This window comes from Campylobacter concisus (assembly GCF_902460575.1).
Classification (GTDB): Bacteria; Campylobacterota; Campylobacteria; order Campylobacterales; family Campylobacteraceae; genus Campylobacter_A; species Campylobacter_A concisus_AW.
In genome coordinates this window covers 420,802-436,233 of the sequence record NZ_CABPUY010000003.1, presented here as the reverse complement: position 1 = coordinate 436,233, position 15,432 = coordinate 420,802, and the positions used below count along the sequence as shown (strand labels likewise).

15 protein-coding genes and 1 pseudogene are annotated in these 15,432 nt (G+C 42.2%); 14 read left to right on the top strand and 2 right to left on the bottom strand.

Going from position 1 to position 15,432, the window contains the following annotated elements:
• Positions 1 to 263: 263 nt before the first annotated feature.
• The 11 genes and pseudogenes from F3G76_RS08615 to F3G76_RS08560 all read left to right on the top strand — a co-directional run bounded on the left by F3G76_RS08615 (position 264) and on the right by F3G76_RS08560 (position 11,133).
• Positions 264 to 2,546 (top strand): annotated as a pseudogene (locus F3G76_RS08615) (ribonucleoside triphosphate reductase).
• A 101-nt stretch (positions 2,547 to 2,647) separates the two neighbouring features.
• Positions 2,648 to 3,322, top strand: a complete 675-nt coding sequence (locus F3G76_RS08605; protein ID WP_149706456.1) for an anaerobic ribonucleoside-triphosphate reductase activating protein — start codon at positions 2,648 to 2,650, stop codon at positions 3,320 to 3,322.
• Between the two features lie 84 nt (positions 3,323 to 3,406).
• On the top strand, positions 3,407 to 4,552 hold the full coding sequence (locus F3G76_RS08600; RefSeq protein ID WP_149706455.1) for an iron-containing alcohol dehydrogenase: 1,146 nt from the start codon (positions 3,407 to 3,409) through the stop codon (positions 4,550 to 4,552).
• A 29-nt stretch (positions 4,553 to 4,581) separates the two neighbouring features.
• Positions 4,582 to 5,223 (top strand): NAD(P)H-binding protein, encoded by a 642-nt coding sequence (locus tag F3G76_RS08595; RefSeq protein WP_149706454.1) that lies wholly within the window; start codon positions 4,582 to 4,584, stop codon positions 5,221 to 5,223.
• Positions 5,220 to 5,990 (top strand): SDR family NAD(P)-dependent oxidoreductase, encoded by a 771-nt coding sequence (locus F3G76_RS08590; RefSeq protein ID WP_149706453.1) that lies wholly within the window; start codon positions 5,220 to 5,222, stop codon positions 5,988 to 5,990. The genes F3G76_RS08595 and F3G76_RS08590 overlap by 4 nt, the downstream gene beginning before the upstream one ends.
• Positions 5,991 to 6,060: 70 nt before the next feature.
• Positions 6,061 to 7,497, top strand: a complete 1,437-nt coding sequence (locus F3G76_RS08585; protein ID WP_149706452.1) for a subtype B tannase — start codon at positions 6,061 to 6,063, stop codon at positions 7,495 to 7,497.
• Positions 7,498 to 7,512: 15 nt separating this feature from the next.
• On the top strand, positions 7,513 to 8,043 hold the full coding sequence (locus tag F3G76_RS08580; RefSeq protein WP_223227451.1) for a hypothetical protein: 531 nt from the start codon (positions 7,513 to 7,515) through the stop codon (positions 8,041 to 8,043).
• A 13-nt stretch (positions 8,044 to 8,056) separates the two neighbouring features.
• Positions 8,057 to 8,737, top strand: a complete 681-nt coding sequence (locus tag F3G76_RS08575; RefSeq protein WP_149706451.1) for a putative quinol monooxygenase — start codon at positions 8,057 to 8,059, stop codon at positions 8,735 to 8,737.
• An 8-nt stretch (positions 8,738 to 8,745) separates the two neighbouring features.
• Positions 8,746 to 10,317: a tannase/feruloyl esterase family alpha/beta hydrolase gene (locus F3G76_RS08570; RefSeq protein ID WP_149706450.1), complete on the top strand. Its 1,572-nt coding sequence runs from the start codon at positions 8,746 to 8,748 to the stop codon at positions 10,315 to 10,317.
• Positions 10,318 to 10,345: 28 nt separating this feature from the next.
• Positions 10,346 to 10,906, top strand: coding sequence for an NAD(P)H-dependent oxidoreductase (locus F3G76_RS08565; RefSeq protein WP_149706609.1), 561 nt, complete (start codon positions 10,346 to 10,348; stop codon positions 10,904 to 10,906).
• Positions 10,903 to 11,133 carry a DUF2798 domain-containing protein gene (locus F3G76_RS08560; protein ID WP_103642132.1) on the top strand — a complete coding sequence of 77 codons (231 nt, stop codon included), beginning with the start codon at positions 10,903 to 10,905 and terminating at the stop codon, positions 11,131 to 11,133. Before F3G76_RS08565 ends, F3G76_RS08560 begins: the two co-directional genes overlap by 4 nt.
• Before the next feature lie 38 nt (positions 11,134 to 11,171).
• Here F3G76_RS08560 and F3G76_RS08555 read toward each other — a convergent pair whose 3' ends face one another.
• Together F3G76_RS08555 and F3G76_RS08550 are read right to left on the bottom strand one after the other, a co-directional pair.
• Entirely contained in the window at positions 11,172 to 11,462 is a 291-nt protein-coding gene (locus F3G76_RS08555; protein WP_002940734.1) for a DUF5339 domain-containing protein, read from the bottom strand.
• A gap of 111 nt (positions 11,463 to 11,573) precedes the next feature.
• Positions 11,574 to 12,218, bottom strand: a complete 645-nt coding sequence (locus F3G76_RS08550; RefSeq protein WP_012140636.1) for a ferritin family protein — start codon at positions 12,216 to 12,218, stop codon at positions 11,574 to 11,576.
• Between the two features lie 231 nt (positions 12,219 to 12,449).
• On the opposite strand from F3G76_RS08550, the gene F3G76_RS08545 reads away from it, so the two are divergent.
• From F3G76_RS08545 to F3G76_RS08535, 3 genes are read left to right on the top strand one after another with little or no spacing between them, the layout of a single operon-like run.
• Positions 12,450 to 13,106 (top strand): thiol:disulfide interchange protein DsbA/DsbL, encoded by a 657-nt coding sequence (locus tag F3G76_RS08545; protein WP_103597744.1) that lies wholly within the window; start codon positions 12,450 to 12,452, stop codon positions 13,104 to 13,106.
• A gap of 8 nt (positions 13,107 to 13,114) precedes the next feature.
• Positions 13,115 to 13,735, top strand: coding sequence for a protein-disulfide oxidoreductase DsbI (dsbI, locus tag F3G76_RS08540; protein ID WP_103636817.1), 621 nt, complete (start codon positions 13,115 to 13,117; stop codon positions 13,733 to 13,735).
• Between the two features lie 47 nt (positions 13,736 to 13,782).
• Positions 13,783 to 15,432: a sensor histidine kinase gene (locus F3G76_RS08535; RefSeq protein WP_149706449.1), complete on the top strand. Its 1,650-nt coding sequence runs from the start codon at positions 13,783 to 13,785 to the stop codon at positions 15,430 to 15,432.

Genomic DNA, 15,432 nt, shown 5'->3' with positions numbered 1-15,432 from the left:
AATTAAATAAAGATCTATATGGAAGAAAAATTTAAATCCACTATTTTAAAAACTAAAATTAAAATAATTATTTAAGTAAAAATAATAAAATTTTAGTTAAAAATGCCTAAAATACGTAAAAATATACTTAATAAAACTCTCTAAAATTTTATATTTTTTGATAAATATTATTAAACAAAATAAAATAGTTATCTATCTTTTAAGCTTTCTTGTCCTATACTTTTAAACTCCATATCAAAAAAATAATCAGAAAAGAGCAAGTGATGCGTGAAATTTTAAAACGAGATGGCACAAGGCAAGAATTTGTAGCATACAAGATAGTAGATGCTATAAAAAAGGCATTTGCCAGCGAAAATAAAGCTTATGACGAGCAAGTTTTTACAAATGTAGTCCAAGATATCTTTCAAAAATCAAGTGCGATAACAGTCGAAGACATCCAAGATGCGATAGAAAAAGAGCTATTTGACGGCGGACATTTTGAAGTTTTAAAGAGCTTCATGCTCTACCGCCACACTCACAAGCTCCAACGCGAGCAAATTTTAGGGCTAAACGAAGATACGACCTATATAAACTCAACCCAAACGATAAATGAGTATATAAACGGCACCGACTGGAGAATTTCTGCAAACTCAAACACAAGCTACTCAAACGCAGGCCTTATAAACAACACCGCTGGCAAAGTGATAGCAAACTACTGGCTAGACGCTGTTTATAGCAAAGAAGAAGGCCTAGCGCACAGAAACGGCGACTACCATATCCACGACCTTGACTGCCTTACAGGATACTGCGCTGGCTGGAGTTTGCGAGCCTTGTTAAATGAGGGCTTTAACGGCGTTCGTGGTAGGGTCGAGAGCAAGGCACCAAAGCACTTTAGAGAGGCGCTATATCAGATGGCAAATTTCTTAGGCATTTTGCAAAGCGAATGGGCGGGCGCTCAGGCGTTTTCTAGCTTTGACACCTACCTTGCGCCTTATGTTTTTAAAGACGATCTAAGCGACGCCGAGATCAAAAAGGCGATCACTAGCTTTATTTTCAACCTAAATGTCCCTGCGCGCTGGGGACAAAGTCCATTTACAAACGTAACCATAGACATCACATGCCCAAGCGACTTAAGGGATCAGATCCCAACGAGCGATGATATACACCTCTTTACAAATGTAAAAGATGAGAAAATTTTGAAAAAAGCAAACGAGCGTGGCAGGAAAAATTTAGTCGATATGACCTACAAGGACTTTGAGCCTGAGATGGCGCGCATAGATAAGGCGTTTTACGAGGTTTTAACAGCTGGGGATAAGTGCTCGCAGCCTTTTACATTTCCGATACCGACTGTAAATATCACAGAGGATTTTAACTGGGATAGCGAAGTGGCGGACGTGCTCTTTGAAAATACCGCAAAAATGGGTTCAAGCTACTTTCAAAATTTCATCGGCTCACAATACACTTATGATGAAAATGGCAACAAGATAGAAAACGAAAACGCCTACAAACCTGGCCACGTGCGCTCTATGTGTTGCCGCTTGCAGCTTGATCTAAGAGAGCTTTTAAAGCGTGGTGGTGGTCTTTTTGGAAGTGCTGAGATGACTGGCTCAATAGGCGTCGTAACTATAAATTTAGCCCGCCTAGGATACAACTACAAAGGCGATAAGGTCGCACTTTATAACAGACTAAGCTACCTTTTAGAGCTAGCTAAATCAACCCTAGAGAAGAAGCGTAAATTTATCCAAGAGATGTATGAAAGAGGGCTTTATCCTTACACGGCGAGGTATCTAAAGCACTTTAACAACCACTTTAGCACGATCGGTATAAATGGCATGAACGAGCTACTTAGAAATTTCACCGACGATAAAGAGAACATTTCAACTAAATTTGGACGAGAATTTGCCCTTGAGATGGTTGGCTTTTTACGCGATAAGATAAGGACATTTCAAGAAGAGAGTGGAAATTTATACAACCTTGAGGCCACACCAGCTGAAGGCACTACCTACCGCTTTGCCAAAGAGGATAAGAAGCGCTATCCAGACATCATCCAAGCAGGCGAGGGGGATAATATCTACTACACAAACTCAACCCAGCTACCTGCAAATTTCACAGACGACGCTTACGAAGCGCTTGATCTGCAAGATGAGCTACAAAGCGCCTATACTGGCGGCACCGTCTTTCACCTATATATGAAAGAGCGCATAAGCTCGGCTAAAGCTTGCAAAGAGCTTGTAAAGAGTATAATCTCAAACTACAAACTCCCATACATCACGATAACGCCAGTCTTTAGCGTCTGCTCAAAACATGGCTACATAGCTGGCGAGCATGAGTTTTGCCCACTTTGTGATGCAGAGCTGATAGAAAATGAAAAGAAAAAATCCAAATAAGGAGAGGAAATGACAGAAAAAGAAATTTTAGAAAAAGTGCAAGATAAACGCACAAGATGCGTTGTTTATACTCGTGTTATGGGCTATCACAGACCAGTTGAGAGCTTTAACCTCGGCAAAAAAGGCGAGCACAAAGAGCGAATAAAATTTGACGAATACGCGAGTTGCTGCAAGAGATAAATTTCTTGCCAAAAAACAAGAATAAATTTAAAAAAATAAACTAAAATGCAAGCCAAAGGCACGCCCCTTGTGCCTTTGAATTTAAAAAAGGGGTCAAAAACTTGCAAAGAGTCTTTAGTATAACGCCATTTACGACGCTTGACTATCCAGACAAAGTGGCAGCTGTCATTTGGTTTGCTGGGTGTAATATGCGCTGTGGATACTGCTACAACATCGAGGTCGTAAGGTCAAATGGCACTATAAGCTTTAGCGAAGTTTGCGACTTTTTAGACCGCAGGGTCGGCAAGCTAAATGGCATAGTCTTTAGCGGCGGCGAATGCACAGCAAACCCTCTCTTTTTAAGGCTAGCACGCGAGGTAAAGGCACGCGGTTTTAGCTTAAAGGTAGATACTAACGGCTCGTATTGTGACGTCTTAAAAGAGGCGATAGATGAGGGGCTGATTGATTACATCGCGCTTGATTTTAAAGCTCCAAAAGAGAAATTTATCGGCATCACTGGCTCAAATTTATATGAGAAATTTGCTGCCACGCTTAGATACTTGCTTGAGATAAATTTTAAATTTGAAGTTAGAACGACCGTGCATGCGGACTTGCTAAGCGAAAAGGATATCTCTGAGATGTCCGAGCTACTTTTTGAACTTGGGTATAGAGGGGAATATTTCTTACAAAAATTCTTTAACACTGGCGAAAATTTTGGAGGCTTAGGCGATCCAAAAAACAGCTTCGATCCAGACAAAATCACATCAAAACTACCTATCAGACTAAGAAATTTCTAAATTTAGCGCAGATAAAAATAGCTAAAAATAAGAAAATTTAACTAAAATTTACCTCAAATCACAAAAGCAAACAAGGAGAAAACTATGCAAAATTTTAGCTTTTTAAACCCTACTAAAATAGAATTTGGCAAAGACAAAGAGCAAAACATCGGCAAATATATGAAAGAATTTGGCGCAAAAAAGACGCTCATCATCTATGGCAGCGACAGGATCATTAAAAATGGACTTTTTGACGTGGCGACAAAGAGCCTAAGCGCAAATGGCATCGAGTTTTGCAAGATAGGCGGCGTGAAGTCAAACCCAGTGCTAAGCAAGGTAAATGAGGCTATAAATTTGGCTAAAAAACAAGGCGTCGATAGCGTGCTAGCCATAGGCGGTGGCTCGGTGCTTGATAGCGCCAAGGCTGTGGCTGCTGGAGTTAGATATAACGGCGACGTTTGGGACTTTTTTACTGGCAAAGACCCAAAAGAGGCGCTTATGATCTTTGACATCATAACGCTTGCTGCAACTGGCTCAGAGATGAACGGCGGCGCAGTCGTCACAAACGAAGCCACAAAAGAGAAATTTGCCATGCACGGCGCTTGTATTTACCCAAAGGTGTCGGTGATAAACCCACTTCTTCAAGCAAGCGTTAGCAAGGAGTACTTGGTCTATTCAGCCTCAGACATCATCGCTCACAGCATCGAGGGCTACTTTACGGCGAGCATCCAGCCTGAGATCATAAATTTATACATCGAAGCAAACATCAAAACGGTCATGAAAACGACTGAAATTTTACTAAAAGAGCCTGAAAACTACGACGCTAGAAGCGAGTTTGCCTGGGCTGCTACGATGGCGCTAAATGGCCTAACTTACGTCGGCACGGCTGGCTACTCATATCCAAACCACATGATCGAGCACGCCATAGGTGCGGTGGTGGACTGCGCGCATGGAGCTGGGCTAAGTGTCGTTATGCCAGCTTGGATGAAGTGGTATAAGAGTAGAAATTTAAAGGCGTTTAAGCGCTTTGGCAAAGAAATTTTTGGCGTAGATGACGCAGACGCAGGCATAGAGAAGCTAAAAGAGTGGTTTAGCAAGATCGGCACACCAACAAGCCTCATAGAAATCGGCGTTGATGAGTCAAATTTAGACGAGATCATGGCGCTAGTTTATGACTACGCCAAGGGCAGGGGCTTGGAGCAAATTTATACAAAAGAGGCCATAAGCGAAATTTTTGCCTTAGCGAGATAGAATTTATCCAAATTTTACAAAGGATAAACATGAAAAAAGTCGCCCTTATAGCAGGAGCCAGCGGCGCTGTAGGAAGTGAAATTTTAAAAGATTTATGCGAGAGTGAGCACTATAGCAAGGTGGTCGCTCTCGTTAGGCATGAGCTAGAATTTGCTCATGAAAAGCTTGAAGTAAAGATAGTAAATTTTGATGATTTTAAAGATGAGGTGCCATTTATCGCTGATGACGTATTTTGCGCGCTTGGCACGACGATGAAGACGGCAAAGCACAAAGAGCAGTTTTACAAAGTCGATGTGACCTATCCTATAAATTTCGCCAAATTTGGCTTGGAGTGCGGTGCAAAACGCTTTGTCTTGCTCTCGGCTGCAGGGGCAAACAGAAAGTCAGGCTCGTTTTACCTAAAGGCAAAAGGTCAGGCAGAAGCAAAGATAAAAGAGCTTGGATATAGCTCATTTCATATCGCTAGGCTGCCACTTATCGAAGCTGAGAGAAAGGAATTTAGACTTGGCGAGTATTTGGCGATAAAGGCGTTTAAATTTATCCCAAAAGGCTTTTTTGACGAGTATCGTCCGATGAGGGCAGCTGACATCGCTAAGGTGATCGTGGAAGTAGCGCAAGATGACCACAGCGAAGGTGTCAAAATTTATAGTCCGGAGGAATTTACAAAATGAAAAAATATATAGTGATCACTGGGGCAAGCTCAGGCATAGGAGCGGCCGTGGCAAAGGCATTTGCAAGGCGCGGGGAGAATTTGATCCTTGTTGCAAGGCGCAGGGAGCTTTTAGAAAATTTAAAAAGCGAGATAGCTAAATTTGCAGACGTAGAGGTTTTGATAGAGCTTTGCGACCTTTCAAAGCAAGAAAATGTCCTAGCTCTTTGGCGTAATTTAGAAAAATTTGAGCTAAAAGCGCTTATAAACAATGCTGGCTTTGGCGACTATAACAAGGTCGGCGAGCAAAATTTAGACAAGATCACGCAGATGATAAATTTAAACATCATCTCTCTTGTGACGCTCTCAACGCTCTTTACTAAAAAATATAAAGACAAAGATACGCAGCTCATCAACATCTCTTCGATAGGAGGCTACAAGATCGTGCCAAACGCCGTCACATACTGCGCTAGCAAATTTTTCGTAAGCGCATTTAGTGAGGGGCTTTACCACGAGCTAGCACAAGACAAGCAGGCAAAGATGCAAGCAAAAGTGCTGGCCCCAGCTGCCACAAAGACAGAATTTGGCATGGTGGCAACTAGCAAAGAGAGCTACGACTACGACAAGGCGTTTAAAAAGTACCACACGAGTGAAGAGATGGCGGAGTTTTTGCTTCGCCTTTATGATAGCCATTACTGCGTTGGTGCGGTGGATAGAGATAGCTTTGAGTTTAGTCTAAGTAAGCCAAAATTTGACTATGCGGTCAAATACGAGCCAAAAGATAACTAGGCGTTAAAGCCTTGGTAGCCTACGCCAAGGCTAGCGAAACAAAAAGTAGGACAAAATAAAAAGGCAGATCATGAAATGCGTTAGAGTTGCTATTTTAGGGGTTTGTTTAGTAGGCGCTTGCTTTGGGGGCGAGCTTAAATTTGATGAAAAGAAATTTGAGCTAAAAAGCGTGCAAGTTGGCGAGAGGACGCTTAAATTTAGAGCTTATGAGGGCATAGTCTATGTGGCAAAGCCAGCTAGCGACTATGAGGTGCTAAATTTTTATGTGCCAGAGGGGAAATTTAGCGACCAAAAAGGGGCTATCTTTATGTCAAACGCGATCGGTGGCTACATGAGCGCAAAGCCTCAAAAGCCAGAAGTCCAAAACGAAAAACCAAATGCCACCCTCGAAGCGCTTCTTAGAGGATACGTCGTGGCAAGCGTTGGCGCTAGAGGCAGGACGCTAAAAGATGGCGAGAAATTTATCGGCAAAGCGCCAGCTGCGATAGTTGATCTAAAAGCGGCCGTTAGATATCTTAAATTTAACGACAAATTTATGTCAGGAGACGCAAATAAGATCATCTCAAACGGCACGAGCGCAGGCGGCGCGATGTCAGCACTTCTTGGCACGAGCGCAGGGGCAAAAGAGTATGAGCCATATCTTAAAGAGCTAGGCGCTGCAAAGGCGGACGATCAAATTTATGCCGCTTCAGCCTACTGCCCCGTGACAAATTTAGAGCATGAGGACGAGGCGTATGAGTGGATGTTTGGGGATTTGGATAAATTTGAAAGGATTGATTTTTCAAGCCTTGATGCGGGCACTTTTAACGACAGAAGCAAAAAGCCAAAGATGATCACAGGCGAGCTAAACTCCACGCAAAAAGAGCTCTCACGCGAGCTAAAGAGTAAATTCCCAGCCTATCTAAACTCGCTAAATTTAAAAGACGCCAAAGGTCACGTGCTAAGCCTTGATGAAAATGGCGAGGGCAGCTTCAAAGAGTATATAAGTGCTCTCATCTCAAGGGCATTTACCGCTACAAAAAGCAGCGACAAAAGCACGCTCACACCTAAATTTATAACTCTTGATACGCAGGGTTGCTCGCTTGGATATACATTTAAGCTAGAAGACTTCATTGCCTCGCTAAAACGTGCCAAAGCGCCAGTTGCCTTTGACGGCCTAGCTCTTGAAAATGCTGAAAACGACCTTTTTGGAGATAGCAAAACGCCTGCAAAGCACTTTACTAAATTTGCAAAAGAGCGAAGCGTGGGCGAGATGGCGGAGGCTAGCGTCATAAAGATGATGAATGCGATGAACTACACCGCAAACAAAAACGGAGCGAAATTTTACCGCATAAGACAGGGCACAAACGACACCGACCTAGCCCTTGCCGTGCCTGCTATGCTCGCACTCTCGCTTAAAAATGCTGGCAAAGAGGTTGATTTTGAAGCGGTTTGGGGACAAGGACACGGCGGCGACTACGACCTAGACGAGCTTTTTGCTTGGATAAAAAGAGTTTTAGAAAAATAAAATTAAGGAGAAAGTATGAGAAATTTTAAAATTTTCAAGGAGAGTAAAATGAAAAATAAAGCATTAATTGCAGCATTTGTTGTAGGATTTGTTGGTTGCATAAATTTAAATGCCTATGGATCTGATGTTTTTAATAAACATTTAAGGGGAGAAGCTAAAGAAGAAGTGGTTGATTGTGATGATCCAAAAAATAGACCTAATTATATTGGTGGGGTAATGGTTAGTGGCAAAAAAGAGTGCATGATAAATAGAGGAGGAAGAGAATTTGATGGAACTATCGGTAGAAACCCAGTTACTGGTAAAGTAACCTCAAAGGCTGAGCTACTAGGTGGCAATAAAGCTACTAATAACCTTGAAAAAGCACAAAAGAACTATGGTGATAAAAAAATTAAGCTAGAAGAGGCAGAAAAAGCCTATGATGATAACCCAAGTGTCAAAAACTCTAACCGCTTAGAAAAAGCCCGCAAAGCCTTTAAAAAAGCACAGCTTGACCTTGAGGCAGCAGAAGAGATAAAAGCTAAGGCTGATATGAAAAAGGCGAAGTGATAAGGGGAATTTGATGTTTAAAAAGCTATTTTTACTAGCGGTTTTGGCGGCTTTTGCCTTTGGGGCGGAGGCGAAAGTGAGCTTGCAGGAGCTGCTTGTGACGCCAAATAACAAGACTTTGTTAAAACAGCTTGGTAGGGAAAATATACTAAGCTCAAAGAGCGAGCCAGACACACAGGCTATCTTTTTTGTGAGCGCAAAGAGCAAGCCAGAGCTATTTTACCTGCTTGAGTTTTACAAGGACGAGGCGGCTTATAAAAAGCATATAAGCTCGGCGCACTATAAGAAATTTGTAAGTGCGAGCGCTGAAATTTTAGCTAGTAAAAAGGCTATAAGCTTGAAAAAACGAGCTACTTTTTCTAAAAATTTAACCCCAGAGAGGCTAAAAGATAGCTACTTTCACATCACAAATTTAAGCCTTAAGGCAAAGAGCGATGCGAAATTTGATAAGCTAGTGAAAAAATATATGCAAAAAAGCGTCGATGAGGGAGCTTATGCGCAGTTTGCCTTTAGTCAAAAAGACGCGCCTAACAAGTGGGTGCTGGTTGAAATTTATAAAGACGAAGCTAGCTTTGAGAGCTACCGTCACAGCGCAAACTACAAGGCTTACGCCAAAGAGCGAGCGGGGCTAATAGATGAATTTGATGGCTTTGGTTTAAAAAACGAGACCTCATTTAGCAAGGTAAAATTTTAGGAGATGTCATGAAGAAAATTTCACTTTTTTGCGCCTTAGCACTTTTTGGTACTGCGGCATTTACCCTTGATAAGGCAGGATGTGAGAGTTTAAAAGATGTGAAAATTTTAAACAACGAGATGATAGACGCGGTGTGGAGTGAGAGTGGCGAAGTATCAGCCGATAAGATGTCTGCGCTAACTGGTGGCAGTAAAAACACTATCAAAGCAAAGCCTCACTGCGTGGTGCATGGCAAACTCTATAAGCGCACCGGCAGTGACGGCAAAGAGTATGCGATTGATTACGAGCTAAGGCTGCCAGAGCAGTGGAATGAGAAGTTTTTATTTCAAGGCGGAGGCGGTATGGACGGCTTTGTAGCGCCTGCTCTTGGTGCAGTTCCGATACACACAAGCACAGCCACGCCAGCGCTTCTTAGAGGTTACGCGGTAGTTACTACAAACTCAGGCCACCCAGAGCCAACGGCTGAGTTTGGGCTAGATCAGCAAGCAAGGCTAGACTACGCCTATCAGGCGATCGGCAAGGTCACGGACGCAGCTAAGCAAATTTTAGCCACCGCATACGCCAAAAAGCCAAAACATAGCTACTTTATGGGCTGCTCAAATGGCGGCAGCGCAGCACTCATGGCAGCGCAGCGCTATCCACTTGAATTTGATGGCGTCATCGCTGCAAACCCTGGCTTTAGGCTATCTCGCGCGGCGATCGCTCAGCAGTGGGACAACCAAGCCCTTATGAAGATAGCTCCGAAAAATGAAAAAGGCGAGAAAATTTTTGCAAATGCCCTAACGCAGGACGACCTTGACAAGTTAAGCCACGCCGTACTAGAAAAATGTGACGCCTTGGACGGACTAAAAGATGGGATCATTAATGCGTGGGAAGCGTGCAAATTTGACCCAAAAAGTCTAAATTTAGATAAGCAAAAGATAGAGGCGATAGAGAAAATCTTTAACGGAGCTAAAAACAGCAAAGGCGAGCAAATTTATAGCGGCTGGTTTTACGACTCAGGCGTGAGCGCTGAGGGCTGGAGGCAGTGGAAGCTGGGTGACTCACAAAGTGCTAAGCCAAACGCTAGAAACATCACGCTTTCAAGCGGCTCGGTGAACTACTACTTTTTAACGCCAGCGCAGCCAAATTTTGACACGATAAATTTTGACTTTGACAAAGATACGCCAAAGACTTTCGAGACCGCAGCGATAAATGACGCTATCTCAACAAGCCTTAGCACATTTAGCGCAAATGGCGGTAAGCTCATAATAGTAACTGGCGTTTCAGACCCAGTTTTTTCGGCAAAAGATCAAAGGGATTGGTTTAAAAAGCTAGAGGCTGATAATGAAAATAGCCAAAATTTCGCGGCATTTTTTGCGTTACCTGGGATGAACCACTGCGGTGGCGGCAACGGCATAGATGACGTCGATCCGCTTAGTGCGCTTGAAGCGTGGCATGAAAAGGGCGAAGCGCCAAAGAGCATGCTAGCAAAAAGCAAAAGCTACGCTGGCAAGGAATTTCTAGTGTGTGCCTATCCAAAAGTGGCTACTTACGTGGGCGGAGATGCTAGCAAGGCAAGTAGCTTTGTTTGCAAGTAAATTTAAGAAAGTAAATTTAAGGGGCAAAATGAGTGAAATTTTAGTCGTATCAGGTCACACCGACCTTGAAAATTCTTTTGCGAATAAGATCATCTTGAGCGAGCTAAAAAAGCACTTGCCAGAGGCTAAATTTGACATACTAAGCGAGCTTTATAAAAACTACACTATCGATGTAAAAGCAGAGCAAGAAAAGCTAGTAAAAGCTGATGTGATCGTGCTTGTTTATCCATTTTTCTGGTACGGCGTGCCATCACTTTTACAAAAGTGGCTCGAAGATGTGCTAGTTCATGGCTTCTCTCACGGCAGCAAGGGAGATAAGCTACATGGCAAAAAGCTAGTGCTTTCATTTACCTCGGGCGCGCCTGAGGAGCTTTATAAAAAAGAGGCGCTTCAGAGATATGAGATAGAGGAGTTTTTGCCGCCACTTAAGGCGCTAGCAAATATGTGTGGCATGGAGTTTGCGGGCTATGTTTATAGCGGAGGGCTATCATATCAGAGCAGGCACGATGAGGCAAAGCTTGCTTTGATGAGGCAAAAGGCGCTTGATCATGCAAAGAGGCTAGAGGAGCTGATAGGTAAAATTTCATGATACCAGCGAAATTTTATAGATATGTTTTTGCGTTTATAATGTCAGCATTTATGGCGTTTTTTATGTCATTTGTGCTGACATATCTAAACCTTGGTTTTGTTGATGGCTTTGTGAAAATTTGGCTAATCGCTTATGTAAAAGCCTTTGTAGTGGCGTATCCTGTGCTTTTGCTAGTTTCGCCGTCTGTTGCAAAGATCGCGCAAAATTTATGTAAAAAAGAGGGGTAAATTTGAAGTGTGGCTAGAGAGCCTAGCCACATGGAGTTTTATTTTAAAAGACCTTGTTTTTTCATTTGGTCCATTACTTGAGCAAACATCTCTTTAGCTTGTTTGCAAGTAGCATCTTGTTGCTCTTTTGGTAAAGAAGCTAGTTGATCCATTGATTGTTTCTTTTGATCTTCATACATTTTTACTTGTTGCTCTTGACCAGCTTGTTTGTAAGCTTCGACCATTTTGTCGATGTCTGAGAAGTAAGACTTGCAAGTATCTGTAAGATCTGCAGCGTTTAGGCTTAGTGCAAAGCCAAGAGTAGCTAAAACTAAAAGTGATTTTTTCATCTCTTTCTCCTTGTGAAAATTTAAGGAGATTATATAACTTTTTTATTTTAAATAGATTTAAATTTATTAAATTTAGCCAAGACTGGCGCCTTGGCTAAATTTTTTGGCTTTTTAGCCTAAGAATTCGCGCTTAAAATACTCTTTTGGAGCTTTGCAAAGTGGGCAAGCGCCTGGAGCTTTTTTACCTCTGTGAACGTGTCCGCAGACCTCACAAACCCAGATATCCTCTTCGTCGCTCTCAAAAAAGCCCTCTTCATCAAGCATCTTTTTAAGCTCTAAATACTCTCTTTCATGCTCAACTTCGACCTTGCCAATCGCGTTAAATAGCCTTTCAACATCTCTTAGCTCTTCTTCTTTTGCGATCTTTGCAAAGTCGGGATACATCGTCGTATGCTCGTAGTTTTCGCCAGCTGCAGCGTCAAGTAAATTTTTATCCATCTTATCGATCGGATCGTTCATCATCTCGTGATATTTCTTAAATTCAGCCCTTGCGTGCCATTTCTCGTTTTCAGCTGCTTCATAAAAGTGTCTAGCTATCGCGTGATAGCCTGCTTCTTTAGCTAGGTCGCCGTAAAGCTCATACTTGTTTCTAGCCTGTGACTCGCCAGCAAATGCCTTCATCAAATTTACCGCTGTTAAATTTTCAGTGATGCATTTCATCTCTTCGCCGCAACAGGTTAGTGTGCCGCCGCCAACCTTTTGAACCTCGATCTCGTTGCCGCATTTCTCGCATTTGTATGTTTCGTACTGTCTCATTTTGACTCCTATTTTGATAAAATTCGAGCGGATTATAACCAAATAATTAAAATATGTAAATAATAATTTTTATTGATAACGTATATTATTTTTATAAATTTAACAAAAAACCAAATCCATCATCATAAATTTAAAATAGATAAATTTCAGCCAAAATTTATTCTAGCGTTAAAAGTGCGGTTGAGCTTGGTTGTAGAATAACTCAAAATAAATCATCCAAAGGAGATCATCATGAGTTTTCTATCTAAATTTAGTAAGGCTATCTTTGCAGTTGCGGTAGCTGGTGCGATCAGTGCTAGTGCATTTAGCGAGGGCGAGGACTACGTCAAGCTTGAAAAGCCACTAAGTGTGGGACAAAATACGCTAGTTAAAATTTTTAGCTACGCTTGCCCATTTTGCTACAAATACGACAAGAGCGTCACTCCAAAGGTAGTTGAGAAAATTCCTGGCCTAAAATATGAGCCATTTCACCTAAAGACAAAGGGCGATTACGGCGAGGTTGCGAGCAAGGTCTTTGCCGTGCTTATCGTTATGGACGAGGCAAAGGGAGTGAGCTTATTTGATGAAAATTCGCTATTTAAAAAGGCTAAATTTGCCTACTACAAAGCTTATCATGACAAAAAAGAGCGCTGGAGCGATGGCAAAGACGCTGAAGGCTTTTTAAAGACTGGGCTTGATGCAGCTGGCGTTAGCAAAGCAGACTACGAAAAAGAGCTAGCTAATCCAAAAGTGACTGAGCTACTTAAAAAGTGGGATGAGAGCTATGACGTGGCTAAAATTCAAGGTGTGCCAGCATTTGTCGTAAATGGCAAATATCTCATCATGACAAAATCAATCAGCTCGCTTGACGGCATGGCAGCACTCATCGAAGAGCTTCTTAAAAAATAAGGCGCCACATGAGCTTTTTTAAAAAAATGGCTAAATTTCAAGACTCACGCATCTCTTGGGCGATCCTAGTCTTTGTAAGCGTCGCGCTTGTTGTTATCGCGCACTCGCTATTTCAAAACTACGCCTATATGCCTCCTTGCGAGCAGTGCGTCTATATACGTTTTGCCTTTTTGTGTATGGCACTTGGCGGCGTGATCGCTATCATAAACCCTAAAAATTTGCTCTTTGCTCTAGTTGGCTACGTCTTTGCCTTTTGGGGAGCGGTGCAGGGCATAATGTATAGTGTAAAACTAGCCAAAATCCACGATGCAGTGCATGGCGACGATCCTTTTGGCGTGCAGGGCTGCTCGACTGAGCCGCACTATCCATTTGGCTTGCCACTTGAGAAGTGGGCGTCAGACTGGTTTATGCCAACGGGTGATTGTGGCTATGACAGCCCTATGGTGCCTGATGGCGCGGTGCTAAGCGATTTGCAAAAGAGCATAGTGGATCTTTATGCAGATGGCTGGTATCTTGTGCCGTCTTCTAAATTTATGTCGATGGCGGATTGCACGCTGCTTGGCTTTAGCATTTGCTTTGTTGTGCTTGCACTTATGCTTGTTTCAAAGCTCTTATCTTTTACGAAATAAATTTTAGTTAGCCCTATTTTTGGGCTAACTTAGGATATACTGCGCGCATGGGTATTAATTTAAAATCACAAAATATTAAAATTTATGCGATCATCTTGCTAGCAAGCCTCTTTGTTGTGCTTCTTGGGCTAAATAGCTACAACAATGCAAAAGAAAAGATCATCGAGCTATCTGATAAAAACAATATCGCAGTTAGTAAAAATATCGTTAGCAACTTTCAAATTTGGCTTGATGAGCGCTTAAATTCGCTCATCCGTGCATCAAAATTTATCCAAAACTCTGGCATCATAGATGACGATGCTAAGGTGGCAAATTTCATAAAGCTCTTTAAAGAAAATGCAAAAGAATTTGATCTCATGCAGCTTCTAAGAGAGGATGGCGAGATCTTTGTAGATGGGCAAAAGATCTCAGAAGAGGTGATGTCAAAGCGTGAGCGAGCGGGGCTTATCTGGTATGTCGAGACAAAAAATACAAATGCCCCAAGCGTAAATTTCATGCAAAATCACAAAATTTTAAAGGACTCTACTTTAAATTTATGCGTGCCAGTTGAAAAAGACGGGAAATTTGAAGCAGCACTTTGTGGCGTCGTGCGAATAGGCACTATCTTTGATAGCATCAAAAACTTTAGTCTTGCGCCAAATTCTTACTCATTTTTGGTAACTCACAGCGGCGAGATCCTCACATCGATGGCTGATGCGACGCTTAAAAGAGAGATCGAGGAGAAATTTAAAGAGATATTTTTAAAAGATGAGGACATCACCAGCCTAAAGATAGGGCAAAATTTGATCCAAGTAGCCGAGATACCGACGATGAACTGGTTTATCGGAGCTGGCACAAACAACGAAGAAGAAATTTTAGCCATGACAAGAGAGGCACTAAAAAACGCCCTAAATTTACTCTTTGCCTTCGTCGCACTTGCATTTTTGGCAAACAGCCTGCACAACTTTATGTATAACAAGATAAAAAAGGTGCAAGATGAGTACGAGACCTTGCTAGCGCACAGAGCCAAGATGAGCGAGGCTGGGGAGCTGATAAGCGGCATAAGTCATCAGTTCATCCAGCCAGTAAATTCGCTAAAACTGATGCTAAGCTCGGCGATAATGCTAAAAAAAGAGGGCAAGCTAAGCGATGAGGAGCTTTTAAATTTATTAAAAAAAGGGCAAAGCTCGATCGAGCTTCTTTCAAAAACAATCGAAATTTTTAGAAATTTTTACAAAAGCGCTGAAAATGTGAGCGAATTTGACATCCAAACAAGCGTGAAAAACCTGCTAACGCTCATGCACACGGAGCTTAGCCGTGCAAATGTGAGCGTGAAATTTAGCGGATTTGAAGAGATGAAGGTCCGCCAGATAGAAAACATCATCCAGCAAATTTTACTAATCCTAATCCACAACGCAAAGGACTCACTAGTTGAGAGCTACAAAGATGAGCCACTAAAGCGCGTGATAGAACTAAAATTTAGAAGCTTTGAAGATAAGTGCTACATCGGCGTTTATGATAGTGGCGGCGGAGTGAGCTACGAGATGAGCAAGAAAATTTTTACCTGGCTAAACACGACTAAAAAGCAAGGAAATGGCATAGGACTTTACTTTGCTAAAAAGCTCGCACGTGAGAAACTAAATGGCGATATCACGCTTGCGCACAACTTAAAGCCAACGATTTTTGAGCTAAGCTTTGAGAAGAATTTAAAGGGATAA